At 46.3% G+C, this 25,185-nt stretch carries 22 protein-coding genes; 11 read left to right on the forward strand and 11 right to left on the reverse strand.

Going from position 1 to position 25,185, the window contains the following annotated elements:
* Positions 1-26 precede the first annotated feature (26 nt).
* Positions 27-788, reverse strand: coding sequence for an MlaA family lipoprotein (locus METLU_RS0111295; RefSeq protein WP_027158299.1), 762 nt, complete (start codon positions 786-788; stop codon positions 27-29).
* Between the two features lie 137 nt (positions 789-925).
* Here METLU_RS0111295 and rnt point away from each other — a divergent pair, with 137 nt between their 5' ends.
* The gene (gene rnt, locus METLU_RS0111300; protein ID WP_027158300.1) at positions 926-1,552 is read left to right on the forward strand and encodes a ribonuclease T; all 627 of its coding nucleotides are present in this window, start codon (positions 926-928) and stop codon (positions 1,550-1,552) included.
* A gap of 47 nt (positions 1,553-1,599) precedes the next feature.
* On the opposite strand, the gene grxD is transcribed toward rnt, so the two are convergent.
* On the reverse strand, positions 1,600-1,923 hold the full coding sequence (gene grxD / locus METLU_RS0111305; RefSeq protein WP_027158301.1) for a Grx4 family monothiol glutaredoxin: 324 nt from the start codon (positions 1,921-1,923) through the stop codon (positions 1,600-1,602).
* 173 nt (positions 1,924-2,096) lie between these two features.
* Between grxD and METLU_RS0111310 the strand changes: the two genes are divergently transcribed.
* The 6 genes from METLU_RS0111310 to cpdA all read left to right on the forward strand — a co-directional run bounded on the left by METLU_RS0111310 (position 2,097) and on the right by cpdA (position 8,866).
* Positions 2,097-3,278: an acetylornithine transaminase gene (locus METLU_RS0111310; RefSeq protein ID WP_027158302.1), complete on the forward strand. Its 1,182-nt coding sequence runs from the start codon at positions 2,097-2,099 to the stop codon at positions 3,276-3,278.
* Positions 3,275-4,177: an ornithine carbamoyltransferase gene (argF, locus tag METLU_RS0111315; RefSeq protein WP_027158303.1), complete on the forward strand. Its 903-nt coding sequence runs from the start codon at positions 3,275-3,277 to the stop codon at positions 4,175-4,177. Before METLU_RS0111310 ends, argF begins: the two co-directional genes overlap by 4 nt.
* A gap of 43 nt (positions 4,178-4,220) precedes the next feature.
* Positions 4,221-4,892: a TIGR04211 family SH3 domain-containing protein gene (locus METLU_RS0111320; RefSeq protein WP_027158304.1), complete on the forward strand. Its 672-nt coding sequence runs from the start codon at positions 4,221-4,223 to the stop codon at positions 4,890-4,892.
* Between the two features lie 66 nt (positions 4,893-4,958).
* Positions 4,959-6,656: a dihydroxy-acid dehydratase gene (ilvD, locus tag METLU_RS0111325; RefSeq protein WP_027158305.1), complete on the forward strand. Its 1,698-nt coding sequence runs from the start codon at positions 4,959-4,961 to the stop codon at positions 6,654-6,656.
* A gap of 79 nt (positions 6,657-6,735) precedes the next feature.
* On the forward strand, positions 6,736-8,052 hold the full coding sequence (argA, locus tag METLU_RS0111330) for an amino-acid N-acetyltransferase (RefSeq protein ID WP_027158306.1): 1,317 nt from the start codon (positions 6,736-6,738) through the stop codon (positions 8,050-8,052).
* A 10-nt stretch (positions 8,053-8,062) separates the two neighbouring features.
* Entirely contained in the window at positions 8,063-8,866 is an 804-nt protein-coding gene (gene cpdA, locus METLU_RS0111335; RefSeq protein WP_027158307.1) for a 3',5'-cyclic-AMP phosphodiesterase, read from the forward strand.
* On the opposite strand, the gene METLU_RS0111340 is transcribed toward cpdA, so the two are convergent.
* Complete coding sequence (locus tag METLU_RS0111340; RefSeq protein ID WP_027158308.1) at positions 8,860-9,402, reverse strand: RNA pyrophosphohydrolase; 543 nt, start codon at positions 9,400-9,402, stop codon at positions 8,860-8,862. The two genes, cpdA and METLU_RS0111340, sit on opposite strands and share 7 nt — an antisense overlap.
* Before the next feature lie 160 nt (positions 9,403-9,562).
* Between METLU_RS0111340 and METLU_RS0111345 the strand changes: the two genes are divergently transcribed.
* A complete protein-coding gene (locus METLU_RS0111345; RefSeq protein WP_027158309.1) occupies positions 9,563-10,249 on the forward strand; it encodes a histidinol-phosphatase in 687 nt (228 codons plus the stop codon).
* Between the two features lie 553 nt (positions 10,250-10,802).
* Entirely contained in the window at positions 10,803-11,768 is a 966-nt protein-coding gene (locus tag METLU_RS0111350; RefSeq protein ID WP_027158310.1) for a hypothetical protein, read from the forward strand.
* A gap of 75 nt (positions 11,769-11,843) precedes the next feature.
* Here METLU_RS0111350 and METLU_RS0111355 read toward each other — a convergent pair whose 3' ends face one another.
* From METLU_RS0111355 to METLU_RS0111375, 5 genes are all read right to left on the reverse strand, one after another.
* Positions 11,844-13,931, reverse strand: coding sequence for a TonB-dependent receptor plug domain-containing protein (locus METLU_RS0111355; protein ID WP_081679083.1), 2,088 nt, complete (start codon positions 13,929-13,931; stop codon positions 11,844-11,846).
* 45 nt (positions 13,932-13,976) lie between these two features.
* Positions 13,977-18,062, reverse strand: coding sequence for a response regulator (locus METLU_RS26730; protein ID WP_081679084.1), 4,086 nt, complete (start codon positions 18,060-18,062; stop codon positions 13,977-13,979).
* 32 nt (positions 18,063-18,094) lie between these two features.
* Positions 18,095-19,075 carry an ABC transporter substrate-binding protein gene (locus METLU_RS0111365; RefSeq protein ID WP_051299883.1) on the reverse strand — a complete coding sequence of 327 codons (981 nt, stop codon included), beginning with the start codon at positions 19,073-19,075 and terminating at the stop codon, positions 18,095-18,097.
* A gap of 1 nt (position 19,076) precedes the next feature.
* A complete protein-coding gene (locus tag METLU_RS0111370; protein ID WP_081679086.1) occupies positions 19,077-19,979 on the reverse strand; it encodes a PhnD/SsuA/transferrin family substrate-binding protein in 903 nt (300 codons plus the stop codon).
* 237 nt (positions 19,980-20,216) lie between these two features.
* Positions 20,217-20,447: a sulfurtransferase TusA family protein gene (locus METLU_RS0111375; RefSeq protein WP_027158314.1), complete on the reverse strand. Its 231-nt coding sequence runs from the start codon at positions 20,445-20,447 to the stop codon at positions 20,217-20,219.
* An 82-nt stretch (positions 20,448-20,529) separates the two neighbouring features.
* On the opposite strand from METLU_RS0111375, the gene cysG reads away from it, so the two are divergent.
* Together cysG and METLU_RS0111385 are read left to right on the forward strand one after the other, a co-directional pair.
* On the forward strand, positions 20,530-21,921 hold the full coding sequence (cysG, locus tag METLU_RS0111380; RefSeq protein ID WP_027158315.1) for a siroheme synthase CysG: 1,392 nt from the start codon (positions 20,530-20,532) through the stop codon (positions 21,919-21,921).
* Positions 21,922-22,403: 482 nt separating this feature from the next.
* Positions 22,404-22,742, forward strand: coding sequence for a c-type cytochrome (locus METLU_RS0111385; RefSeq protein WP_027158316.1), 339 nt, complete (start codon positions 22,404-22,406; stop codon positions 22,740-22,742).
* 90 nt (positions 22,743-22,832) lie between these two features.
* Here METLU_RS0111385 and METLU_RS0111390 read toward each other — a convergent pair whose 3' ends face one another.
* From METLU_RS0111390 to METLU_RS0111400, 3 genes are all read right to left on the reverse strand, one after another.
* Positions 22,833-23,444 carry a hypothetical protein gene (locus tag METLU_RS0111390; protein WP_027158317.1) on the reverse strand — a complete coding sequence of 204 codons (612 nt, stop codon included), beginning with the start codon at positions 23,442-23,444 and terminating at the stop codon, positions 22,833-22,835.
* A gap of 213 nt (positions 23,445-23,657) precedes the next feature.
* Positions 23,658-24,869 (reverse strand): argininosuccinate synthase, encoded by a 1,212-nt coding sequence (locus METLU_RS0111395; RefSeq protein ID WP_027158318.1) that lies wholly within the window; start codon positions 24,867-24,869, stop codon positions 23,658-23,660.
* A gap of 113 nt (positions 24,870-24,982) precedes the next feature.
* Positions 24,983-25,183 carry a YgaP family membrane protein gene (locus METLU_RS0111400; RefSeq protein WP_027158319.1) on the reverse strand — a complete coding sequence of 67 codons (201 nt, stop codon included), beginning with the start codon at positions 25,181-25,183 and terminating at the stop codon, positions 24,983-24,985.
* Between the last annotated feature and the right edge of the window lie 2 nt (positions 25,184-25,185).

Raw genomic sequence — 25,185 nt, forward strand, 5'->3', positions numbered from 1 at the left:
CCGCCTGTCTGCAGTGCAAATGCGGATTAATAAGGATTAACGGGCGATAGACTATCTTCATCAAGCTCTAAATCCAGATCCAGTTCCTCCTCTCCTTCCGGCACATTACCGTCATTAACCAGATAATTGCGCCGTTGTAAATACGAATCCCTAAGAAACTCATACCGATCCAGAGCAGCTTCAGTCGCCACTTTTTCGGTGCCTAAATTGTCCGCGCGCAAATCGGTCGCATTCGTTGCGAATAACGAGCCGGTAATGATGCCGCTGTCAAGATAGCTGATAGGGTTCATGGCTGCATCGCCGATCAGGCCGCCTACGCCGCGTGGAGAACTGGGTCCGAAAAACGGCAATACCAGATAAGGTCCTGCCGGCACGCCCCAAACGCCTAGCGTCTGGTCAAAATCCTCGTTGTGCTTGGGCAGATTAATCATCTCCGCGACATCGATGAATCCTCCAATGCCAGCCACCGTGTTGACGATGAAACGAGATCCATCCATGCCGGTCTGCGATAACTTGAACTGCAACAAATCGTTTATCGTGACACCGATATCATCAATATTGCTGAAAAAATTAGTTACACCACGGTCGGCAAATGAAGGCATGATCCACTGATAGCCTGTGGCGACGGGCTTCATCACATAATCGTCAAGACTGTCATTGAATGACTGCACACCTCTGTTCCAGTTTTCCAATGGATCCCTGGCATCTTTTGTACTGGTTGCGCATCCTGCCATCATGCCCAATAATATAAGACCTGCCAATTGCGTTATTGATCTGTTCTTGTGCATTGATTTGCCTTTAATTTCGCTATTATTTTTTATAATGCATTAAATTTCGCGTAACATAGCATAAAAGGCCATAACCATCGACATCCGCCATTAGGCTCCCTAATTCTTTCCATGGCCCCTGATTCCACTCAAAATTAATGGATATACCTGCAACTACTCCTTTAGACAAACGTTTTAGAGGCTATCTTCCTGTCATTATCGACATAGAAACAACCGGCTTTAACCCTAAAAAGCATGCCCTGCTGGAAATCGCCGCCGTGATTGTCGAACTTAACAGCAAGCACGACCTGGAAATCACCGAGCGCTACTCAACGCATGTGATTCCGTTTAAAAATGCCGAATTCGATGAAGCCGCCCTCAAATTCAACGGCATTGACCCCCATCACCCTTTCCGGATGGCTGTGGATGAGAAAGAAGCGCTTGACATGCTGTTCAAGCCCATTAAGGAAGCAGTAAAGCGCAACAACTGCACGCGGGCGATTCTGGTCGGCCATAATCCGGCTTTCGACATCAATTTTCTGAACGCGGCCATTCATCGTACGCAAATAAAAAGAAGCCCGTTTCATCCGTTCAGCACATTTGACACGGCTACGCTGGGTGGACTGGCCTATCAACAAACCGTGCTGGCAAAAATCGCCAAGACGGCTGGCCTGGAATGGGATAATGAAAAAGCGCATTCCGCGCTATATGATGCCGAGAAAACAGCCGAGCTGTTCTGCAAGATAGTCAACCGCTGGAAACGGCTTGAATCACTTGATGCATAACACAAACGCTATCATACCCGCATTGCGGGTATGATAATCACAGCAAATTATTCTGCTATGGCGTCGACCGCTGCCAGCATCCTGCTCAACTCGCCCTTGTTATACAAGTCAATCATGATGTCGCAGCCGCCTACGAGTTCACCGCCGATGTAAAGCTGCGGATAAGTCGGCCAATTTGAATAGTCCTTCAACGCCTCGCGAATCTCAGGATCTTCGAAAATATTGACATACATGTATTTCGCATGACAGGCATCCAATACCTGAACAGCCTGGCCTGAAAAGCCGCATTGAGGGAAATCGGGCGTGCCTTTCATGTATAAAACCACCGGATTATTTTCAATCTGGTCTTTGATTCTTTCGATAACATTCATAGTAGCAGTTACTCACTGAAGAAATAAAACCGACTAATTTTATCAACATTTATGGCGTTAAAAAAGCAAATCTTGCAAGCCCGCGCTTGCCTGAGAGCTGTTTGAAAACTATAATCGAACATTTTTCCAACGGGCGACCGACTTTCCGCTACTTTTGTTTACAGGCAGAATCAATGACCAGCCATATTATGCCAACCTACGGACGCTTACCCGTGACTTTCGAGCGCGGCGCCGGTGCATGGTTGTGGGACACTAACAATAAACGTTATCTGGATGCCCTGTCAGGCATAGCCGTATGCAATCTGGGTCACGCGCACCCGGCAGTGCACAGGGCCATCTGCAAACAAAGCGAAGCCTTGCTGCATACGTCAAACGTATACGGCGTCGCCGCCCAGGAACGTCTGGCCGACAGATTGATTGAAAAAAGCGGCATGGACAACGTTTTTTTCTGCAATTCCGGGGCTGAGGCCAATGAAGCCGCCATCAAACTGGCTCGTCTATATGCCCATCAGCGGAATATAAAAAATCCGGCCATCATCGTCATGGAAAAGAGCTTTCACGGCCGTACACTCGCCACATTAAGCGCCACCGGCAACACGAAAGTACAGCAGGGCTTTGCGCCGCTGGTCGAGGGCTTTGTGCGCGTGCCTTACAATGACGTCAGCGCCATCGAACAGGCGATCAAACATCATGACAATATCGTTGCCGTATTGGTTGAACCGATTCAGGGTGAAGGCGGCGTCAACATTCCGGCTAGCGATTATCTGAACCGGATCCGCAGCCTCTGCGACCAATACGACCTGCTGATGATGCTGGACGAAATCCAGACTGGCATAGGCCGCACCGGAAAATTTCTTGCCTATCAGCACAATGCAATCATGCCCGATGTTTGCACGCTGGCCAAAGCGTTGGGCAACGGCGTGCCGATAGGAGCCTGTCTTGCCCGCGGCAAAGCAGCCCAACTGTTTACCACAGGCTCGCACGGTTCTACATTTGGCGGCAATCCTCTGGCGTGCAGCGCGGCATTGGCTGTATTAGAAGCACTGGACAGTGAAAACCTGATCGAGCAAGCCGAACAAAAAGGCTCAGCTATCAGCGACGGCTTCAGCAAGCAATTGGCTGGCAATCCGCATGTTGTCGACGTTCGCCACAAAGGGCTCATGATCGGCATCGAACTCGACGCGCCTTGCGCGGAACTTGTTCAATCGGCCTTGGAGCAAGGTTTACTGATCAATGTCACCAGCGAGAAAACCATCCGTCTGCTGCCGCCTTTGATCATTGATGACCAGCAAATCAATCAACTCGTAGAAACCTTATCCGCTCTTATCCAAGAGCACACAAGACAATGCCTATGAATCCCAGACACTTTATCAGCCTGTTTGACTTATCAAGCGAAGAATTTCGTCGTTTGATCAGCAGAGCCATAGAGCTGAAAAATCACCGCGATCCTGATTACCAGCCTTTGAAAGGCCAAGTGCTGGCAATGATTTTCGAAAAATCGTCGACGCGCACGCGTATTTCATTTGAAGCGGGCATGAGCCATTTTGGCGGCAGCGCATTGTTTCTGTCACCCAGAGATACACAACTAGGACGCGGCGAGCCGTTGCAGGATAGCGCCAAGGTTATCTCCAGCATGGTTGACTGCATCATGCTCAGAACCAACAAGCATGAAACGGTAAGCACATTCGCCGAGCATTCGCGAGTACCCGTGATCAACGGCTTAACCGATCTGCAGCACCCGTGCCAATTACTGGCGGACATGCAGACTTATTTTGAGCATCGCGGCGACATTCAGGACAAGACAGTCACCTGGATAGGCGATGGCAATAACATGTGCCATTCCTATATTGATGCTGCAACCCTATTGGACTTTAAGTTAAATATTGCCTGTCCGCCCGGTTATGAACCTGTGAAATCCATTGTCGAGGCGGCTGGCGAACGTGTCCGTTTTTTCTCCACGCCACTGGATGCAGCCAAAGGCGCGGATTTGCTCGTCACCGACGTCTGGGCCAGCATGGGCCAGGAAGAAGAACAGAAACAACGCGAAATGGCCTTTCAAGATTATCAGATCAACTCGGATATCATGAAAGCAGCAAATCATGATGCCCTGTTTATGCATTGCCTGCCCGCGCATCGCGGCGAAGAAGTCTCTGCCGAGGTTATAGATGGTCCGCAGAGCGTTATCTTCGATGAAGCCGAAAACCGTCTGCATGCTCAAAAAGCACTGCTCGAATTTCTCATGTGTCGTAAATAACGCTAAAATTTATCTTTTCGGACGATCAAAAGCAGAGATTCAAGTGAAAAAAATATTAAGTTCGTTTTTTATCTTAATGCTAACTTTCGGTTCAGCACAGGCCACAACAGTTTATGTAACCGACAATCTGGATCTGGCATTCAGAAGTGAAGAAAACACGCGCGGTAAAATTATAAAATTACTCCACCCGGGCACACCTCTGACGGTGATCAGTCAAAACAAAGAAACCGGCTTCATCCATGCGCGTCTCGATAACGGCACGGAAGGCTATATTCTGGCCCGCTACACTATGAAAGAGCCGTCCAGCCATTTTCAACTGGACACCAGCAATAAAAAGCTGACGTTATTGGAAAAAGAAAACACGACACTTAAAGCCGAACTTGATTCACTGAAAACCTCACTAACACCTGGAACATCTCTCGAGCAGTCTCTGGCAACGGAACGCGATCATTTGGCCCGGGAACTCAGCGAGCTTAAACAAACCGCTTCCAGCGCCGTGGCATTAAGAAACCAACGCGATGAACTTCAGGAACGCGTGGTTAATGTTGAACGAGAACTGGAACAGCTTAAACTGGAAAATAAGGCGCTGGGAGACAGCAGCAGACAGGACTGGTTTTTATACGGCGGCATGCTGTCCCTGATCGGAGTCATACTGGGATTCATCCTGCCCAAATTAGGCTGGCGCCGCAGAAGCAGTAGTTGGGATACTTACTGAGACCAGACAGGCCCTTGCCTTTTCGTATCCTACATTTTAAACACATAACTTTCGGGAATCGCTTACATGGCTAATTCAGGTGACAAAAAAACCCGCACCTACTCTTCTCAAGTTGTTGATGGCATGGAACGCGCGCCAAGCCGCGCAATGCTGCATGCCGTTGGCTTTAAGAACGAAGATTTCAGCAAACCGCAAATTGGTATCGCGTCGACCTGGAGCATGGTGACGCCTTGCAACATGCACATCAACAGACTGGCCGATGATGCCGCACGCGGCGTGGACAATGCCAACGGAAAAGCCGTTATCTTCAATACCATCACGATCTCAGACGGCATATCCATGGGCACGGAAGGCATGAAATATTCGCTGGTATCGCGCGAAGTCATTGCCGATTCCATTGAAACCGTGGTCGGTTGCCAGGGCTTCGACGGCGTTGTTGCCATCGGCGGCTGTGACAAGAACATGCCCGGTTGCATGATCGCCCTGGCCCGTTTGAACCGTCCGGCCATCTTCGTTTACGGAGGCACCATTCTGCCAGGCTGCCACAAAGATAAAAAACTCGATGTCGTGTCCGTGTTCGAGGCTGTCGGTGCCAGAGCCAACAATAAAATCGATGATGCCGAGCTTGCCGAGATTGAAGCCAAGGCCATCCCCGGCGCCGGCTCATGCGGCGGTATGTATACGGCCAACACCATGGCATCGGCTATTGAAGCCTTGGGTATGAGTCTGCCCAACAGTTCCGCGCAGGCTGCCGTCTCCGAAGACAAACGCCTGGATTGCGAACGCGCAGGCGCTGCCGTACTGGAATTGCTGAAAAAAGACATCAAGCCGCGCGACATCATGACTAAGGAAGCATTCGAGAATGCGATTACGGTCGTCATTGCTCTCGGCGGCTCGACCAATGCGGTATTGCATATTCTGGCCATGGCCAATGCTGTGGGCGTTGACATTACTCTGGATGATTTTACGCGCATCGGCAAACATGTGCCCATGGTCGCCGATCTGAAACCTAGCGGCCACTACCAAATGGCCGAACTGATCGAGATAGGCGGCATTCAACCGCTGATGAAAGAACTGCTGGACCGGGGCTTATTGCACGGCGACTGCCTGACCGTAACCGGAAAAACCCTGGCTGAAAACCTGACTGACGTCAAATCCTATCCGGAAGGTCAGGATATGATCCGTCCGCTGGATAATCCGATCAAAAAAGACAGCCATCTGGTAGTTTTATACGGCAACCTGGCTTCTGAAGGCGCAGTCGCCAAGATTACCGGCAAGGAAGGCCTCTGCTTTACCGGCCAGGCCAAGGTATTCGAGGCCGAAGAACAGGCACTGCAAAGCATCCTGAACGGCGACATCGTCAAAGGCGATGTAATCGTTATCCGCTACGAAGGCCCTAAAGGAGGTCCCGGCATGCGCGAAATGCTGTCCCCTACTTCCGCCGTCATGGGCAAAGGCCTGGGTAAAGACGTGGCATTGATTACCGACGGCCGGTTCTCCGGCGGCACGCATGGTTTCGTAGTCGGCCATATCACGCCGGAAGCCTATGTCGGCGGCGCGTTGGCGATTGTTGAAAATGGCGACACGATCACAATCGATGCGGAAAACAACAAACTGACATTGCATGTCGATGAACACGAAATTGCGCGTCGTTTCGACAAATGGAAACAGCCCGCTCCGCGTTATACGCGCGGCGTGCTGGCAAAATATGCCAAATTGGTCAGCTCGGCTTCGTTGGGCGCCGTTACCGACAATTTGGATTAATTTCCATCCCCATGGCCTGGGTGTTCCGGCACCCAGGCTCTCCGCTCTTTCATGAGCAAGAAATTCTATAAACGCTATTATGGAATCGCATCACTCATTTGTCAGCTGGTTCAGAAACTCATCACCGTATATACACGCTCATCGCAACAAGACGTTTGTGATTTCGTTCGGCGGCGAAGCGGTTCTTGACGATGACTTCGCCAGTCACGTTCATGATTTTGCGTTACTGAACAGCTTAGGGATACGTCTGGTACTGGTTCACGGCATACGTCCGCAGGTGGACCAGCGCCTGAACAACACCACGCCGCCGCCCCGCTTTCACAAACACTTACGCATTACCGACGATCTGGCGCTTCAGTGCGTGAAAGAGGCAGCCGGCCTGGTACGCGTGGAAATTGAAGCGCTCCTGTCGATGGGCCTTGCCAACTCGCCGATGGCCGGCGCTAAAATCAAGGTGGCTTCCGGCAATTTTGTGACCGCCAAACCGATAGGCGTCATTGATGGCATCGATTACTGCCATACCGGAGAAGTCCGGCGCATCGACAGCGCGGCAATTCACCAGCAGCTGGACCAGGACAATGTCGTGCTGATTTCGCCTATCGGCTACTCGCCGAGCGGGGAAATTTTCAATCTGTCCGCCGAGCAAGTCGCGACGGCCGTCTCGATCGCATTGAAAGCCGAAAAGCTCATTCTATTGACCGAGCAAGACTGCTGCCGTCCCAATAATGGCGCGCAAATTCAGCAAATGACTACCACTGAAGCCACAACTTTTCTGGAACAGCACCCTGACCTTGCCGACACGGTCAGCCTACCTCTGAAAGCGGCTATCCAAAGCTGTCAGTCGGGCATTGAGCGCGTTCATCTGATCAACCGCAACCATAATGGCGCCCTGCTGCTTGAGCTTTTTACCCGAGACGGCATCGGCACATTGATCAGCTCGACGCCGTTTGAAGAATTGCGTCCCGCCACGCTAAACGACATAGGCGGCATACTGGAACTGATAAAGCCTCTGGAGCAACAAGGTAAATTGACCAAGCGTTCCAGGGAAAAAGTTGAGATGGAAATCGCCGACTACATTGTGATTGAGAGAGACGGTTTGATCATAGGCTGCACAGCATTGCACCCGGATGTGCAGGAGAAATCCGGTGTCATCGCCTGCATGGCCGTGCATGTGGACTATCAAGGTTCCGCCCGGGGCAATCGCATGCTGGAATATGCCTACCGCAGAGCAAGTGGGCTGGGTCTGAAAAAATTATTCGTGCTGTCGACGCAAACCATGCACTGGTTTATCGAGCGGGGCTTCTTGCCGTCGGATATCAATAGCCTTCCCGACCCGCTCAAGGCGTTATACAATCCGCAGAGGAACTCCAAAATTCTGAGCAAGAATATCGAGTGAGGTGATGGTCATGGCGCATAACTCCAGTTGTCTATCCATACTGCAAATATCCGATTCGCATATTCTTCCTGAACCCGGAGAGACATTGCTGGGAATTGACACAGATTACTATTTCCAGGCCGTTCTTGAGCAGGCTTTTGCATCGCACTCGCCTTTTGATTTAATTCTATTCACAGGAGATCTGGGCCAGCATCCCGGTCGATCAAATTACCAACGCATTCTGAACACACTTGAAGCATATAAAACTCCGTGCATCTGCCTGCCCGGCAATCACGATGATTATAAGCTGATGCAGGAGATATTGAACACGGAGCTAGTCAGCTGCCGCAAGCAGGTTTTTTTAGGCAACTGGCAAATCATCAGTTTGAACAGCCAGGTTCCCGGCACGCCCGAAGGTCGCCTGTCAGACCAGGAACTGGCATTTCTTGAACAGTGCCTGAGCAGTCATCCGAACCACTATGCGTTGATTGCCATGCATCACCATTGCCTGTCCGTCAACAGCCCCTGGATGGACACTATGATGGTAGAAAACGCGCAGGAACTGTTTGCGCTAATCAACCAACATCCAAAGGTTAAAGCCGTCACGTTCGGCCATATTCATCAGGCCGCAGCGCTTGAAGCGGGCTCGGTTCGCGTATGGGGAGCTCCTTCAACCTGTTTCCAGTTTCAGCCTGAAAGCAAACAACTCACTGTCGTAGATACGCCTCCGGGTTATCGCTTGATTCAACTGTTTGCTGACGGCTCGCTCGAATCAGAGGTTCACCGCTTGCCCAAGCCGCTAACCGGACTGCAAACAGATACGCAGGGCTATTGATGCTTAGCTCCATTGTATCTTTTTTCTTTCGATAGATACCCTTCCGCATTAACAGGAACGGAATCAACAGTCAGAAGCGCGCCCAACTCGGTCATCGCTTTCTGATACACTTTGCGCTTGAAATATACGACGTCTTTAAGCGGATCCCAATAATCAACCCAGCGCCAACCATCAAACTCCGGCTTGGCACAACGATCAAAACGCACATTGGACTCCTGCGTTATCAACCGCAAAATAAACCAAATCTGCTTTTGCCCTATGCAGACAGGCAGTGAGTTCTTGCGTATATAGCGCTCAGGCAGCTGATACCTCAGCCAATAGCGCGTACGCCCAAGTACCTGTACATGCTGTTGTTGCAGCCCCGTTTCTTCCCACAATTCTCGATACATCGCTGTTTCAGGATCTTCATTCTGATGAATTCCGCCTTGCGGGAACTGCCATGAGTTCACGCCCATCCGTTTTGCCCAAAACACGCGACCCTCGTCATTGCAAAGGATGATTCCGACATTGGGCCGATATCCTTTAGAGTCAATCATGTTTAAAACCTGCTGTCTTGCCCTTTCCTATGTTTAATCTTGCATGTGGTAGAATTGCAAAAATAGGTCAGGTAATAAATTAATTGCCTCCATTGTTCCACAAAAAAAGTACAGACGCCATAGGGCATGATTTTTTTAATTATTTCAGACAGGTTTAACCGTGAGTTTAGCGATTTTTGATTTAGATAATACTTTGATTGCCGATGACAGTGATTACTTGTGGGGACAGTTTCTTGTCGAACAAGGCATTGTCGATAAAGATCAATATGCAAGCGCTAACGCTAAATTCTATGAAGATTACAAGCAAGGTACGCTGGATATAGAGGCATTCCTGCGATTTTCCCTGCGGCCTTTAGCCGATAACCATCCCGAGCAACTTTACCAGTGGCGGGCACAATTTATAGAAGAAACCATTAAGCCGTTGTTATTGAAGTCGGCGCAGCAGTTGATTGCCAAACACAGGGATCGGGGCGATACTTTGCTGGTCATTACCGCCACCAACCGTTTCGTTACCGAACCGATAGTCAAACTGTATGGCATTGATAACTTGCTGGCGACCACACCGTCGTTTAAAGAGGGCCAATATACTGGCGGCTTTGACGGCATTCCCTGCTTCCAGGAAGGCAAAGTAAGATTGCTGGAAGCATGGCTAAAAGACTCAACGGAAACCATGCAGGACAGTTGGTTTTATAGCGATTCACATAACGATCTGCCATTGCTTAAACTGGTCGATAACCCAGTCGCGGTTGATCCGGATGAAAAACTGCGCCAGTTTGCCAAGGCTGCCCAATGGCCGATTATTAGCTTAAGAAATGGTGAATGCCCGACACATCATTTCCATAAATAGCCTATCTTCTAGCCGAATACCAAGGTGTATCCTGATAATACTATCTATATGATACGCCTTGGCTGTTCTCAACCTAAAATTGTCTCCCTCAATGAGAAAGCGCTGAAGTCGTTTAGATCTTTTATAAAATATACCGGAGAAAATCATTAGGTGAAACGGAAGATCCCTGAAATAAAAACGTTCAATCCCGGATTTTCAACTCATGGAGACACAGGCAACTTACCCTATTGACTAGAGCCCACGGAAAAAAGAGTAAAAATATTAATTGTTGCGCCGTCATGCTCAAACCGGTGAAATAAATGGCGTACCTGATAACGCTTGAGTCACTTCCGCTACCTGTACTGCTAAGCCCAAGCTTGGCATTTGCATTATTGATACTGACAATATTCAAAGCTTGTGCTAACTTTAAAATAACTCATCCATTGCCATCACTGATCCCATGAAGAACATGATTTGGACGCAACTGATGAGCCATTCAGTCGCTGAAGCTGCTATGAATTATGGTCGTTTGATAAGCATTCCCAATAGATAATAAATACCCTAAGAGGGAAAAATGAATTCTACGTCAATAAAGGATTTTAAAATATTTTTTATCATGATCGCCGTCTTGACCTTGCCGGCAACATTAACGCTGCTGACTATTGAAAAAGCTCAAAATGTTGTTGATCCTGTGACTGGTATTTCCCCATTGGGATATACCTGGAGCCTGTTACTTTTTATTGTTCCGGCACTGACGATCATTACGTGGCTTTTTATTAATCATGATGAGAAATTTATCCGTAAATCTTTTTGGCTGGCCTTAACCGTACTCATACCTTTGGGCTTTATTCTGGATATTTTTTTCGGGCTTAGCTTTTTTACTTTTGCAAACCATGAAGCCACACTCCAGATCTACCTGCCAGGCTTTGATTTCAACCAGATGACATGGCGAGCGGCATTGCCGATCGAAGAATTCGTTTTTTATCTCACAGGATTTGTTACGGTTCTATTAATCTATATCTGGTGCGATGAATACTGGCTTGCCGCCTATAATGTGCCTGACTATTCTGCGGAGAGTAAAGAGATAGAGAAAATTATGATTTTTCATCCGAAATCGCTCGCCATCGGACTGGTATTGATTCTATGCAGTATTATTTATAAGAATTTTTTTATTCATCCCTATCAAGGCGGATTTCCAGGCTATTTTATCTTTCTTGTCATCGCCAGTTTTATTCCTTCCGTTGCCTTCTTTAAGACGACTTACCGATTTATCAATTGGCGCGCTTTCAGTTCCACTTTCTTTTTCATTTTATTAATCAGTCTTCTATGGGAAGCGACATTAGCCTCGCCGTATCAATGGTGGGGATACAATCACGATCAAATGCTGGGCATAACAATCGGCGCCTGGGCATCTCTGCCCATTGAAGCTGTATTAGTATGGATGGCCGTTACCTTTACAACGGTCATTGTCTATGAGGCGATTAAAATCTGGTTATCTTCCGGCAAAGGCATTAAGAAAGCCTTCCTGGGAACAGATTGACAGCCATTTACATCGCCTGCGCTCGGCAAGGTGCGTACATACCAATTTTAACATTGAAGTTGATTAGCCCGGCTTTCAAAAGCTCAGGCTTACCTGCCCGAATATGCTGCGCTGTACTTCTATGACGGGCATTCCTATCCCTACGGCTCGGAACTCGGCATGGCTACTGTCTAACAGATTCCTGCCGGCAAGAGAAAATTCCATATATTTCACAGGCTTCCATCCCAGGCGCACATCCATTTCCAGATAACTGTCGATTTCCCGCTCAGGAAGATTGTCCACATAACGTAAAAAAGCATCCAGCTGCACATTGTGCGGCAAGTCCATCGATGATCTGAAATTGAATTGATGATGCGGCGATTGCCCTTCTTCGACATCTCGCAGCAGTGAAGTCTCGTCAGTATGAAGCTGAATTTGCAAATAAGAGTAACTTGTCTGCAGACGCCACCATTCTAACGCCTGCCATTGCACTGCCGTCTCCAATCCGTAGGTTTCGCCACGAGCATTGTTTCCAGATGACACGGGAAAAATAAAATGAGGAGCGGCATTGGCCATTTCAATAAAAAGAGTCCCGGCTTCCACACTGCTCAGTTTGTCATAAACATTGTAAAAAGCCGCAACGTCAATGGAGATATTTTCTTCAGGCGCTATCCGATAGCCTAATTCATAAGCTATGAGTTCTTCCGACTCAAAGTCCTGATTGCCTTGCAAGGCGGCAAAAGCATTGGGGCCTAACTGGCTAAAATAGAGCAGACTTGTGTCATGGTCTAAGCGATTAGGCGTCCGGACTGCACGAGAAACAGCCGTCCATAATGTCTGTTGATTATCGGGCGTATAAATGAAACGAGCATTAGGCTGAATTTGAAAACCGCTAAAATCATTATGTTCGAACTTTGAACCAAACAGGAATTTTATCGTATCAGGAACCAGCACCACCTGATCCTGTATAAATGCGCTGTATAACAGATAATCGCGACTCGCAGGCGCAAACGAAAAATTGATGGCGTTATCCTGATCATCCTCTATATACCGAAAACCCAGCCCCCAAGTCACTTCCTGGCGATCGCCAAGCTGGAAATAGTGCTGCAGGTCCGCATCGTACGTATTTATAACAGCTTCCGATGAGTCATTAATCGCGGAATAAGTAGTCTTATCCTGGGTCCGGTCAAAGTAGAGCTGTAGCGACAAATCCGATGTATCGGAGAACCGGTGCCGCCACCGGCTCAAAATATTGCCGCCGGAAAAATCTTCTCCCACGTTACTCCGAGAAGTAACTGGCTCTATTGGTGTCGTAATATCCTTCAAACTGCCGCCATTGCCTGTATACAGATCGCCTTGCAAAGTCAGTGAATCATGTTGTGTCAAGTCGCCGTCGATTCTGAAACCACCCTGAAACTTTTCCCAGTTGTCTCCAGCGTTGCCGCCCGCCGCCAATTCTAAATCATCCCTATCAGCATATTTAATATACGTCCGGTAATGCAGATTATCCGTTATTTTTCCGCCGTAACGAATAGCGCCCAAGCCTTTATCTTCAGTTCCTCCTCCGGCCGTAACCAACAAACCTTGACTGTTGTTTGCACTTTTAGTGATTACATTGATGACACCATTCACAGCATTGGCGCCCCACATGGCTGCACCTGGCCCCCTGATGATTTCAATCCTTTCCACATCTTCAAGCAATACGTCTTTTGTTCTCCAGAGCGTTCCCGAAAATGTAGGATGATAAACCGTCCTGCCGTCAATCATCACCAGCAGCTTATTCGCACTCTCTCTGTTAAATCCACGCGCTGTAATTGCCCAGGTATTAGCATTCAATTGCGCAACCTGAAGCCCTGGAACCATCCGCAATGCATCAGGAATGGAAGTAACGCCGGAGCGTCGAAGATCGTCATTGTTAATAACAAATACAGCAGCGGATGTCGCCGAAACTTTTTGCTCGCGCCGGGATGCTGAAAAAATGACGGATTCCTCCTGTAGCCAGCCGATCTCTTCATCTAACGAGGCCGCTATATTTTCCTGGGACATCATAGAGGGTGCCGCGGCAAAAGCCGGGAGTATTTGAAGCATTGAAACCGCGGACACGAACAGAATAGGAAATTCTTTTCTCATAGCCATGAGGTTCATGATCGCTACTTTAGACAGCCAAAAAGCCGGGAATCGCACCGCTGCTCCGGCACAGGAATAAGGGGTAGGAATTTACCATACCTTTTATATTTCATCTTTATCCCCGGTCAGTTTTGCTGCGCTAACCTGATTCCGGCCATTTTCTTTCGCTATATAAAGCGCTGCATCGGCTGTCTTTATCAGATCTTCGGGCGATACGCCTGCAGCAGGTATCACACTGCTCACGCCGAGACTCAACGTTACCCGATCAGCTACTCCGGAATATGCATGCGGAATATTGGAATTGACGACATTTTTACGCATGCTTTCAGCCATTTCTACCGCTTCATCCAGATTCATTTCCGGTAATACAGCAACAAACTCTTCTCCTCCATAACGAGCCACAAAATCAGTTACCCGCTTAAGCGTATCCTTCAGGATAGCGGCAATATTCTCCAAACAGCGATCTCCTTCCGCATGACCGTAGTTATCATTAAAAGTTTTGAAGAAGTCGACATCCATGAAGATGAGCGATATGGGTGATGCCGAACGCATGGAGCGACGCCATTCTCTGGCAAAATACTCGTCAAACATGCGGCGATTAGGAATACCTGTCAATGCGTCAACACTCGCCAACTGTTCTAATAAGTCCCGTTGTTTTTTAAGCTCCAGATGGATTTGAACCCTGGCCTGAACGACCGATATATTGAACGGCTTGCTGATGTAATCAACTGCGCCCGACTCAAAGCCCGCCATTACTTCCGATACCTCATAATGACCCGTAATAAAGATCACCGGAATATCGCGCGTTTTTTCATGACTTTTCAAACGCCTGCAAACCCGCCATCCATCCATGTCCGGCATTTCAATATCCAGCAGAATCAGATCAGGTGGCTGGTCTGACTGTGCCATAAGCAAGGCCGTTTCTCCATTTATAGCTACAACAATATCGTAGCGGGACCTTAAGACTTCTCCTAAGGCCCTGATATTTGTAGGCATGTCATCGACAATCAATATTTTTTGCCTGGCATCAGCTTCTGAAGATACGGGCGCTTGCGTTAACTTCTTATCAAATAAAGTCAGCGCAACGTCCTGTAAAATAGATTGGGCAGCAGCAAAATCAAATGCATTGATCGCCTGCTCAAGCAGCTTGACCTTATCACCGTGCCATGAGCTTCGGATAATCTTTTTCAGTTCTTTGAAGTGATAATCCGCATCCAGGCGACTTCCATTCAGAGCATCAAACAGATCATCCAATAAAGACTCAACTAGCAATAGCTCGGATCCAACAGCATTAGTATTGCAATCCAGTGGCTTTGTAGACTCAATTGCTTGTAATCGCCCAATTGACTCAAGCACTTCATGTTGAGCTCTCGAAAATTCCATTAACAATTCGGGGACACATGTCTGTTGCTTGCTAATGGCTTGTTCCAATGCACCTATGCTATCGTTCAATTCGGACATGGCAAGATTGCCCGCCACGCCTTTTAACGAATGCAGTAATGTCAAAGCGGCCCCTCTGTCGCCTGCTTGCAGGAATGTATCCAGTCGAACCGCTGCATCGCTAAAGTCTTCATGAAATTTCACCACTAGCTCATGGAATAATTGAGCATTTCCTGCAACATTCTTTATTCCCAACTGCTTATCAATGCCGGGCAGCAATGCCGGTAACATTTTTTCTTGTTTATCTGCTGACGCCAAAGCAGAGCCCGGTATTTCCCCCACTTCCGGTTTGATAAAGTCAAATAGGCTTGCCACTAACTCTTCAACATCTATGGGTTTGACCACATACCCATTCATACCGACACTTAAACACTTTTCCTTGACATCCGTCATGGCATGAGCCGTCATAGCAATAATCGGCAAATCATCAAACTGCAGTTCGGAACGTATAATGCGTGTGGCTTCATAACCGTCCATTATCGGCATTTGCAAATCCATCAATACGGCATCAAAGCAGTTTTTTCGTATTTTTTGTACGGCTTCCAGTCCATTCGTAGCAATGTCGACGTCAAAGCCTTCCTGCTCCAGTATCTCTTTCGCAACCTGCTGATTAATGTCATTATCCTCCACCAACAGCAGCTTTAATCCTTTAATTTTATGTAATCTTTCATCACCCATTGCCCTGCCAAGAGATTGCGGACTAGGATTTTCGCCAAAACGATTTTGGTCGAAGACATCAATAATCGCATTAAGCAACACCGACGGGTGCACCGGCTTAATAAGAAACCCGTCCAGATTGACATCATTCGACTGCTGAATAATATCTTCCCTGCTATAGGCAGTTATCATGATAATGTGAGGAATATGGGTAATCTTGAGACTATTCTTAATATGACGTGCCGCTGAGATACCGTCTATTTTGGGCAATTTCCAGTCCATGAGAACAAGCCGAAAGGGATCTTCAACGGGTGCGTTTTCCAACATCTGAATCGCTTGTTCGCCCGTATTGGCTTGAGATACTTGAAAAGAAAATGACTCCAGGCAAGAACGTAAAACATTCCGGGATGTAGCATTATCATCCACTACTAACGCTCTCATGCCCTGAAAAGCCTCAAGCGCGGCAGTATATTTTTGATCAATCCCCTGGTATTGCGTAAAGATGGCGGTAAAAGAAAAGGTACTGCCCTTCCCTACTTCACTGGTAACGTTGATGCTCCCTCCCATCATATCCACCATCCGCTTACAGATTGCCAACCCCAGGCCTGTCCCGCCGTATTTACGAGTAGTGGATTTATCGGCCTGGCTAAAAGATTCGAACAATCCGCTTATTTGTTCTTGTGTTAAACCTATACCGGTATCCTTGACTGAAAACTCAAGCATCACCTGACCATTTCTTTTTACTGACTCGTCATCTTCGGCCAGCGCAATATCAACGATGATTCCCCCGTATTGAGTAAATTTTACAGCGTTATTGACCAAGTTAAGCAGAACCTGGCCTAATCTGAGCGGATCGCCTATCAGATACAAAGGCACGTCACAGCCGGTAGTAAAATGTATCTGAAGACCTTTTTCTTCCGCTTTGGCGCTCATCAAACTGGAAAGATTATTCAGCACATCATTCAGATTAAATGCGATGGTTTCTAATTCCAGTTTTCCTGCTTCGATTTTGGAAAAATCCAGAATATCGTTAATGATCCCGAGCAATGTATGAGAGGAGGCTTGGACTTTTGTCAAATAATCACGCTGCTTGGCCGTCACTTCCGTCTGCAGCGCCAACCGAGTCATGCCAATAATGGCATTCATCGGTGTTCGAATCTCATGACTCATGATTGACAGAAACTCCGACTTGCTTTTGTTAGCGGCAATCGCTTGATCTCTTGCTTCATCCAATTCAGATGTGCGTTCCATGACTTTCTGCTCTAACGTTCGGCTGTATTCTTCAAGCTTATCGTAAGAAGCCTTTAGGTTCCTGGCCATTTGAGCAAATGCTGTCGTTAAAGCACCGATTTCTCCCTCCGGGTGAGCGTTGATATTATCGCTGACTTCAAAATCGCCCTGGGCCAGTTGGTTTGCCAAGCGAGTTAAGTGCAACAGAGGTCTGGACAGGCGTTCGGATATGAATAACACGATACCGGCGCCCATCAGAATGAAGATGACCGTGATTATTAATAGCCGCGCTATCATTTCACGAATTTGCTCGGCACTTTCCTTTTGCGAATTAGTGATTTCCTGATTAAGAAGATCGAGTGAAAAGCCTAGCCTGAGCACTCCCCAAGGTTCCGCACTCACCTGAATCGGCATGATAAACTCCATAAAGGATTTACCGTTACTGACATACTCATTAACCGTTGCGGCATTTTGGCTAGCCGCGAACAAGTCTTCTTTCTCGGATAGGATCTCCTGCTCCAACTGCGGTTTTAAGGTGTGGATATGTGCTTTACCGGAGGATTTCATCAGAATAATATAATGAAGCTCCTCATTGTCATGCACCGCATTCCTTAACAGATCGGAAACGTGTGAAAGATTAACGGAAGCAATGCCATTTTTAACTTGGTCGGATAAGCTATCGGATAGAATTTGCCCTCTGTCGATCAACTTTCCTTTCATCAGCGCGATGCGTTTCTCCAGCTCCTTTTCAAACACATCTTTTTGAAACTTGATTTGAACAAAAGTCAGCATGGTCAATAAGGCGATAATTAAACCCACCATCGTAACGAGAAGCTTTTTAAAAATACTCCGTTTAACCATTTGTTATATTTCTCAGATTGATTTATCAAAGATTATTCAATAATTTGATTAACCGAACCCAAGGCTTCGTTATTCAAATCTAATCCGTATTCCTTCACTTTTTTCATATTAAGCATAATATAAGAACCGGCAGGATCAGCCACGGGTTGTAAGACTTTTTTATGCTCCAGCAAATCTTTCGACAGACTTGCTGCTTGCAGACCCATCGTGGCAATATCAGCCGATATCACCAGCGTTGCGCCTAATGTAGAAAATATTTCAGCATAAGCAATGACGGGTTTTTTCATCGCCGCGCTCTGGCTAAAGATTTCAAGAGCTGACTCTTGGTCGGCAAGAACGATTGGATCGGAAATAAGCCATAGAACATCCACTTCCGGCAAAAGTTTTTCCAAGGCCGACGTCAGCTCGGCTGATTCGGCAATGGGCATGCTAACAATTTCCATACCCACATCTGTTGCGGTTTCAACAGCTCCCGATAACCATTCTTTATTAAACTTCTCGCTATAAATTAAACCGATCTTTTTTAGCTTCGGAAAAAGATAACGATAAGTCATCAACTGCATGCCCGACGATAGCTCATTGGATATACCGTAGGAATTCTCGCTTATCGGCAAACGCTGCCAATTCAGCACGGATGAAAAAATTATTTTCCTGTCTTCCGCAATATCGTGTGCCAACAAATAAGCTTTTGAACCAATCGCATATATAGCATCAGGGTTAACTTGTCGAATCTGTTTTTTGACTGTATCGATATCGACTGAACTATCTCCAAGATTTATTTTTGCCTTTATCTCTGCTGAATTTGCCGTAAACGCCGCTTGTGCCAATTCATAATTTTTTACCGCTGTATTTGAATTAATGACCAGTATGCCTCTATTTTCTTCAGCCGTCGCCTCGCCTGCCTGAAATAATGCCAGCACTGAGACAAACAATAGCGCACTTACTGCTCTGACAATTAGCGTTTGCCAGATCAAAAAATAGTCTGTAATAATGCTTGCCACATTCACTATCATACTAGGGATCAAGCTCCTTGAGTTCAGACTGAGTAAGCTTCCGCCAGCCATTAAGGCCAAGCATTCTCAACCTACTTTCTCCTTCAGGGGCTTTACTCATGCCCTCTAATATTTCAAGCAAGACAGCGGTATTCACAGTTGTTTTTTTCGGTACCACGACTAATGTGAGAAACTGCTTCTCGCTAGCCCCCAAACGAGTCAACATGCTGAACTGTTTTTGATTAATTTTCGCGAGATCATCAAGACTGTCTTCAGTTGTTAAAGCTGCATCAGCCATACCGAAGCCCACTGCCATCAGGGCATCGATATCTTTCGGAACCAGAATCAATTTTACCTGTGCAAGAATTTCTGCACTTTTTTTGCCCAGAATCTGGTTAAGAATGGTTCGGGTATAGGCTTCGTTAGAAGCCGATGCAATTTTTCCGCCCTTTAATAGTTCAACTTCATTAATCTGTTTTTTTGCTGAGAGAACTTTACGCTGAGTCGATTTACCATGAGAGACTCCCACCAGAACCGGCGTTATCGGCACTTTTTTTTGTAAAATACGATAGTGCCAACTGGAAAGTAAGAATCCCCCGTCTTGTTTCTCTACGAGAGTTTTCTCAAAAATTTCCTTGTCGCTAAACGGCTGAAAACGAAATGTTCCAAATTTTGAAAGATAGGTATCAAACGCGATCTTCAGTGAAACATAATTATTAATATTTGTTTCCGAATTATAAAAATACAGCGTGTCGCTATTTAAAGTGGCATTAGCTTCGGACTCGGCATAACTGATCGGACTGCGAATCAGCAATAATGTAAAAATGATAAGCGCTAATAACCTGATGCATGGATACACCGTGAAAATTCCGGATATTCCGAATTTCTCATAAGGCTTACAATATATGGAATTGGCTATATACATGAAAAATCATGCCATCGAATCATACAAATTCGCCTGAATCTTATAGCATTAGAGATGTCTATGTTTGTATGCAAAGGAGAAGTGCTGTTGAGCACTAAAAGCGGGCACCGCTGGGGCACATCCGAAAAAAGCCGAATTTGTTCACTATTTCCATCATTTATAGTTCGCCATTTTTTATTATTCTTTATAATTGCAGGTCCGATATCAGGCAGCCTGCGATATCTACCATCAAGCCGATCATTTCTTTTTAATATAAAAAATCTGCCTTCCCGATTCTTTTATAAATTCAATAATTTGATGACCCGTCTGGTCTGAATAAACGCCAAAATCCAAATGTGCCGCAGGATCTGTCGCGATTACCTTGACAATATCGCCGCTGGACATTTCCATCAATGCTTTTTTCAGGCGCAATAAAGGCAGGGGGCAATTTAAACCGCTGGCGTCTAGTTCAAAGTTAAATTCAATCATTGCTTGGTTTTAAAGGTTCTTAACTTACTTCAGAATGTTTATAATAGCATTCTCTATTTAATCCGCGAATCATAGTAATACAATGGATTATTTTCCAATTTTTGTACAACTTAAAAATCAAAATTGTCTCGTTGTCGGTGCAGGCGAAGTCGCTGCCCGCAAAATTGAATTATTAGCTCGGGCCGATGCAAAAATCACTGTCATCGCCAGTGAAATAAGCACCGCTGTTTCCAATCTAAAGGCGCTCCATAGCCTGAATATACTGAAGAAAACTTTTTCCTCGACCGACTTGCATGGGTTCAGGCTGGTCGTATCGGCAACTGATGATGCCGATACGAATAAATTGGTTGCCAAGACAGCAACTGAACAAAACATCCCGGTGAACGTTGTTGATAACCCCGAACTTTGCACTTTCATCTTTCCGGCCATTATAGATCGCTCGCCCGTCGTTGCCGCGGTATCGTCTGGCGGCGCTTCGCCAGTTTTAGCCAGACTGCTTCGGGCTAAAATAGAGAGCCTGATTCCGCCGGCCTATGGCCGACTGGCCCACATCGCCGAAAAATTCAGATCGCGCGTTAAGGAAGTCATTAAAGAGCCGGCTCAGCGTAGGATTTTTTGGGAAAATGTATTGCAGGGTTCCATTGCTGAACTGATTTTCTCAGGCAAAGAACAGGAAGCAGAACAGAAACTCGAACAGATGCTCATTAATCAGAAAGGAAACATTAATGTCGGCGAAGTTTATCTGGTCGGAGCCGGACCCGGTGCAGCCGACTTATTGACTTTTCGCGCACTGAGGTTAATGCAACAGGCTGATGTGGTCGTCTACGACCGGCTGGTCTCGCCCGAGATTCTCGATTTAGCTCGTCGGGATTCGGAAAAAATCTATGTCGGCAAACAACGATACAACCATGCCCTGCCGCAAGAATCCATCAACATTCTGCTGGCGGACCTAGCTAAAGCGGGGAAACGCGTGGTCCGACTAAAAGGCGGCGACCCTTTTATTTTCGGCCGTGGTGGTGAAGAAATCGAAACCCTTATGCAACAGGGTATCAATTTTCAGGTTGTGCCTGGAATTACAGCTGCTTCAGGCTGTGCAACTTATGCCGGTATTCCGCTGACGCATCGAGATCACGCCCAGTCCTGTACCTTCGTGACTGGCCATCTAAAAGACAATTCCATCAATCTAAACTGGAAACAGCTGGCAGCTCCCAACCAAACCATTGTCATTTATATGGGACTGGTCGGGCTGGAAAAAATCTGCCAGTCTTTAATTGAACACGGCAGTCCCAAAGATTTACCTGCCGCCTTAGTGCAGCAGGGCACCACCATCAATCAGCGGGTTATTACCGGTACACTGGAATCCTTGCCCGGCATAGTGGCCGATCAGGATATCAAACCGCCAACACTAGTTATTATCGGCACTGTCGTCACACTACATGACAAGCTGGATTGGTTTCATACGGAGCTTTCGTAGATTATTACCTGATCCAAAAACGATGCGGGCATGATAATGTGTACGAAACAATCTTTAAGAAGCCAATTTTGGCTATCTGAAATATCCCAAAACTGTCACAAAGTTATGGCATGCCTTTATTAGTTAATAGAAACTATCTTCTTGATTAGCGAATTGCCCTAGTGCATCGCCTTTTATGAGCACAAATAGGAAAACTCGTCCAATTCTTAAATTTTAGTTCTTACAGATAATGCAAAGTAATACCTGTAAGAGTTCAGCTAATAGTTTTTTTGCAGTGATGGAAAGAAATAATCTGAACAATTCAGTTATTGTTCACATAGTTTATTAATAATAGATTTCAAGTAAGTAATAAGTATATAAATTAAATAAAAGGATTGAATTTTACGGCTAAATTTCCTATCCTTTGCGGGTTTTACTTTTAATTGGGCTGTATTTGCTTAAAAACCGACTGCAGTCTTTTTTAATCACCAAGAGAGGTCAATATGAAAAAATCATTAGGTTCATTAGCGGGCGTTGCTTTAATCGCTTTAAGCTCACAAGCATTCGCTTCAGAAGATATCGAAATCGGTCAAAAAATCTATGAGCGCGCTTTCGGTCGCGGCTGCGGTACTTGCCATGACATCTCATCAAACCCACAACTGTTCGATTTAGTTAAATCCGGCAAACTGGACAGATCAAAATTCGAAACTGTCATTAAAGAAGGCAAAGGCGGCATGCCAAAAGCCATGGAAGCTATCATGGCTGTTGGCCCTGTCAAAAAAGCGGGTTATGGCGAAGATCAAGCGCTTGACGCTTTATACGCATATCTGGGCAGCAAATAAGTTTTTCTACGCTAGACCGATATAAAAAAGCCGCCCTAATCACAGATTAGGGCGGCTTTTTAGTGTGCAAAAAGAATGGAAGAAAAATGCTTAATTTTTGCCTAAATAACTTCTTTTGATTTCTTTATAAGGTAACCGATTGCGGTTTTTGATCCAGATGCCGGCCAACGCAGCCAACATCAATCCACAAGAAGCGAGGGTAAGGTAAATAAGATTTTTTAATTGCGACATTTCCAACATGAGTTGCTCACTATCAATAGACACTTGCTCTTTTTGAGCAGGATCTGAATAGGAGCGCAGCACTTTAACGTCATTCTTTAAATCTTCTATCGTGCCGAGAGAACTGGAAACAGCGCCCAGGCGTATGCTTTCTTCCAGAGTTCTTAATTTACTTTCAATTGAACCACTGACTAAACCGATAAGCTGCCCTTTCAGAGTATTAACTTCAGCAGATAACACTGAATTCATTTCAGAGGCATAAACCTCGGATGGCGTGGCTTTTCTATAATTAGGCACAACATCATGCGTCGGAAATAACAAAAAGCCTAATATCAAAACGACAGTCATCAAGAAAAACACTGCAGTCAGCAACAACTTGTTAATTTTCATTAATCCCTGGTGCGACGGTATTGTTTGCAGAATTACAGAGCGCCCCCCTTGAGCATCAACAATCTCTGAATTTATCTCTCGCATATCGCTCATTATTCACTTCCCCTCAACCAGAAATCCATGAAAAGCTACACCCCGGCTGAAAAAATATTATTTTTATAATTGGCAGCGCCACTACCTGTTTAGGTAATTAGACAATTATACAAGTTTGATGAAATTTGTCGTGTGTTTTATAAGACAATCCCGCCATCACAAACTGCAAAATACAGTCGTACAATCCAAAGATCATACGACTGCATTTAATGATTAGCGCTTTCTTTTAGCTGCTATTCTCATTCTCAATGCATTCAGTTTGATGAAGCCCTCGGCATCTTTCTGATTATAAGCGCCGCCGTCTTCTTCGAACGTGGCAATACTTTCATCAAACAGACTGTCTGTCTCAGATAGACGACCGACTACGATCACATTGCCCTTGTAGAGTTTCAGCCTGACTTTGCCGTTAACATGTTCCTGAGACGCATCGATCATTAGCTGCAACATTTTGCGCTCAGGACTCCACCAGTAACCGTTATAGATCAACGAGGCATAGCGCGGCATTAACTCATCCTTTAAATGCGCCACTTCGCGATCCAGTGTTAATGATTCAATTGCACGATGCGCTTTCAGCATGACCGTGCCGGCCGGTGTCTCATAGCAACCGCGCGATTTCATACCGACATAACGGTTTTCAACGATATCGAGCCGGCCAATACCGTTTTCACCAGCTATTTTGTTTAATTTTTGCAGGACTTCTGCAGGCGTATGGGGAACATCATCAATCGCAACAATATCGCCCTGACGATAAGTCAACTCGATGTAAGTCGGTTTGTCAGGAGCTGCCTCAGGGGATACGGTCCAGCGCCACATATCTTCCTCAGGCTCGGTCCAGGGATTTTCCAGAATACGGCCTTCATAGGAAATATGCAGCAGATTGGCATCCATCGAATAAGGCGATGCCTTGCCTTTCTTCATTTCAACAGGAATGCCATGCTGCTCAGCATAAGCCAGCAGCTTTTGCCGAGAGGTTAAATCCCATTCGCGCCAAGGTGCAATGACCTGAATATCAGGACGCAGAGCATAAGCGCCCAGTTCGAAACGCACCTGATCGTTACCTTTGCCGGTTGCGCCGTGAGCAATCGCCTTGGCGCCGGTTTCATTGGCAATTTCAATGAGTCGTTTAGCGATTAAAGGACGGGCAATCGACGTGCCAAGCAGGTATTCGCCTTCATAAACCGTATTGGCTCTGAACATCGGAAAAACATAGTCACGCGCGAAATCTTCACGCAGATCTTCAATATAGATTTCCTTAATGCCCAGCGCGTGCGCTTTGGCCCGGGCCGGCTCAACCTCTTCGCCCTGACCTAAATCGGCAGTGAAAGTGACAACTTCACAAGAATAGACATCCTGCAACCATTTGAGAATGACGGAAGTATCCAAACCTCCGGAATAAGCCAGTACTACTTTATTGATTTCCGACATAACGCCTTAACCTTGTGTTAAAAAATAGGCGAATTATACCGGAAAATAAAGTTTGCGGCAGAAACGTAACAAGCGAAGATTTATATGCCGTTACGTTTCTGCAATCGCAATGCTTAAAAAGCACTGCCGGGCTTAATGCCCAGCTTTTTCAAGATCATGGCCATTGGACAAAAACCAGTGAAAGCGGATTGCAATAAATTCGCTCCCACAAACGCGGTAAACCATAACCAGTTTTCAGAATGATAATGCGCCAGCAACAGACTGATCAGAATAAAACTGCCTGCTACAGCAAACACCATGCGATCGATAGTCATCT

The sequence above is a fragment of the Methylobacter luteus IMV-B-3098 genome (assembly GCF_000427625.1).
Lineage (GTDB): Bacteria > Pseudomonadota > Gammaproteobacteria > Methylococcales > Methylomonadaceae > Methylobacter > Methylobacter luteus.